Here is a 2,879-nt window from a genome sequence, read left to right on the forward strand (position 1 = left end):
AATATCGACAACCTGCGTTACATCAACGACGCCGACGATCGCCTCGAGAAGCTTCGGCAGAAAATCAGCTGACGGCAATACAATCATGAGCGGGATACTATTTTTAAAAACAGATAACCTCGACAAATTAACGCAGTTCTATACTGAAAGAATTGGATGTTCAATCTGGCTCAAGCAACCTGACTGCACCCTTTTTCAGCACGGCAACTTGATCTTCGGTTTCTGCCGGCGCGGGCAGATCGACAGCCAGGGCATGCTGACCTTCTTTTTTGACCAGCAGGAAGATGTGGATCGAATCTATGACGAACTAAACGACATTGCCACCGATAAGCCGGCCTTCAACGACAAGTATGGAATCTACCAGTTTTTCGCGAAGGATCCCGAGGGACGGATGCTCGAATTCCAATGGTTTGCTGATTTTGCAACCCGCTTTAAAAGCGGTTCCGATTTGCTTCTGACACGCCGCAGTGTGCGAAAATACAAACCGGACATTGTGGCCGATGATACCCTCGAGCAGTTATTCGAGCTGTGCCGTTACGCTCCCACCTCACGCAACAGTCAATCTTACTATTTCAGAATAATTCGTCAAAAAGAACTGCTCCAGAAACTATCCGAAGTCCGCGGTAAGAGCAGTTCATCTATTGCCAACGCCCCAATGGCAGTGGCGATCTGTTCTGACCCCGTCCTGTCCAAACGACATGTCCAAGACGGCTGTATCGCCGCCTATCACTTTGCGCTTTCGGCCTGGTGGCTGGGACTGGGAACCTGCTGGATTGCCGCCATGGATCGCGAGGATGTCAAGGATATGCTGGACATACAGCAGAAGGATTACGTGGCCACGGTTACCCCGCTGGGATACCCGGAGAAACCGTTCAAAGAAGCTCCCGAACGGAAACCGGCCGGTTATTTTTTGCGCTGAGATCTATTCTTCGTAATTGAACTCTTCCGCCAGCATGGAATAAACGAGATCATCATAGAGCCTGCCTCGAAACTCATGATGTTTGCGCAGACGGCCATCCTGCTTGAACCCGAAGTTCTCGAGCAAACTTACCGAGGGCTGATTGAACTCGGCGGTTTGGGCAATGACCTTGTTCAATCCTAATTCATTGAACAGGTAATCCAGAAGCGCGTAAAGTGCGTCTGCCATATATCCCTGTTTACGGTACTCCGGTCCCAGAAGATAGCCGATTTCAGCAGAACGGTTACGCACATTGACATCGAAATACGTAACCCGCCCCAGGAGCACATTGTCGCTTTTTCGTCGGACTGCAAAACTCTGGAGTTCTTTCATCTTCAGCCGGAGTCGAAATCGGTCCAGGGCGGAGTGGGGATCGAGCTGTGTAATCGGACGGCAGGTCTGTCGACGGGGATCGGATTTTGTGAACCATTCGTAGGTAACCAGGAAATCCTGATCACTCAACTGGGTTAATTTAACTCTTTCTCCCTCGATAACCATAGAGTTAAAATATGCGCAGATCGCCGACGTGTCAAACACCATTCAATTAAAAATGCCCCGTGTTCAGCGGGGCATCAGATTGAAATTCTTTTTAGCGATCAATGATATAAAGACTCTTCACATAATTACCCTGAGTCATCGCCTGGGTCAAATTTCAAGGAAGCCGAATTTATGCAGTATCTCAATCCTGTGGGATCGGGACCATCATCGAACACATGCCCCAGATGGGCCTCGCATCGACTGCACCTGATTTCGGTCCGCACCATCCCATAACTGCGGTCGACCTCGCGCTCGATATTATCATGTTCAAGCGGGGCCCAGAAACTCGGCCAGCCGGAGCCGGAATCATACTTGGTATCAGAATCAAAAAGCGGATTGCCGCAACACACACAGCGGTATATACCTTCTTCACTGAAATCGTAGTATTCACCGCTGAAAGCCCTTTCTGTGCCTTTCAACCTTGTAACCTCGAACTGTATCGGAGTCAGTATATCTTTCCACTGCTGTTTACTTTTCAGATTCTTGTCAGGCATTTGAACACCACCTTACAATAAAATTTGATGCCAGACAATAAAACTTCAATAGATATAAATACGAGCACTAAACAATGCGTCGGCTGCTTTGATTTGTACTACATACAACACGCCTTATAACTCATTGTTCCAAATCATCTCCGCACAAAAAAACCCGCTGCCGAGACAGCGGGTTTTGTCATCTTTATCTTAATCTCAGCCCGAGATTCTTTCCAGTAAAATGATCCTGTTTTTGCGCTTGAAGCGTTCGTCGAACATCTCTTTGAATTCAAAGTAGTCATCAGCTGGAATTCGTTTCTGTTTCAAAACAGTTGTAGAAGTGTAATTTAGTACACCGTTTCGGCTGTCCTGTTCAAAATCAAATAAAAGACGAACGTACTCGTTTTCCATCTCGAAGTCATCCGGTACAAAAGCCAGCCGGTAACCATCGGGCAAATCAATTGTGGCATTGACAGAAATTGTAAAGTCTGTCACCGCCATGAAATCATAGAAACGCATTTCCAGAGATGGCGCAACGCTGTAAATAAAATGGAATGGGAGCCCGATCAGCTCAAAGATCATCATCTCATCCTGAACAACTCCGATTTCGGGCGAGACAACATCGATCGAAAGTTCCATCGGGTTTTGAAGGTTTTCCGGATCGGAATGAGAATATCTTTCGGTGCGCGAACCGAAACCAATATTGTTAGCGATTCGCTGAAAATACTGCTCCAGTTCAACCGGCTTTTTGTTCTTGAGCTGAACACGAGCCCGGTAATCCATATAGCCATCCAGGCTAAGCGAGAAACTGCTTCTCAGGTCACCATTCTGGTCGAGATCATAAGTGGCATCGATGTTTGCAAGGTTAACCTCATGCGGAGGATCATAGGCCTCAATCAATTCCGCCCCGG

Annotated in this window: 3 protein-coding genes; 1 reads left to right on the forward strand and 2 read right to left on the reverse strand. The window is 47.5% G+C overall.

The window, feature by feature from the left end; genetic code table 11:
• The coding region (locus GF404_11050; GenBank protein ID MBD3382718.1) for a nitroreductase at window positions 1-919 on the forward strand (919 nt) is incomplete at its 5' end.
• 3 nt (window positions 920-922) lie between these two features.
• Here GF404_11050 and GF404_11055 read toward each other — a convergent pair.
• Both GF404_11055 and msrB read right to left on the reverse strand, forming a co-directional pair.
• Window positions 923-1,498: a GNAT family N-acetyltransferase gene (locus tag GF404_11055; GenBank protein ID MBD3382719.1), complete on the reverse strand. Its 576-nt coding sequence runs from the start codon at window positions 1,496-1,498 to the stop codon at window positions 923-925.
• A gap of 83 nt (window positions 1,499-1,581) precedes the next feature.
• Complete coding sequence (gene msrB / locus GF404_11060) at window positions 1,582-1,989, reverse strand: peptide-methionine (R)-S-oxide reductase MsrB (protein MBD3382720.1); 408 nt, start codon at window positions 1,987-1,989, stop codon at window positions 1,582-1,584.
• Window positions 1,990-2,879 lie beyond the last annotated feature (890 nt).

The sequence above is a fragment of the Candidatus Zixiibacteriota bacterium genome (assembly GCA_014728145.1).
In the GTDB taxonomy this organism is placed as follows: domain Bacteria; phylum Zixibacteria; class MSB-5A5; order JAABVY01; family JAABVY01; genus WJMC01.

What these genes read in the sequence shown, in the direction of transcription:
- GF404_11055 (MBD3382719.1), bottom strand. Translation starts at nt 1,498, where the DNA reads ATGGTGTTTGACACGTCGGCGATCTGCGCATATTTTAACTCTATGGTT.
- msrB (MBD3382720.1), bottom strand. Translation starts at nt 1,989, where the DNA reads ATGCCTGACAAGAATCTGAAAAGTAAACAGCAGTGGAAAGATATACTG.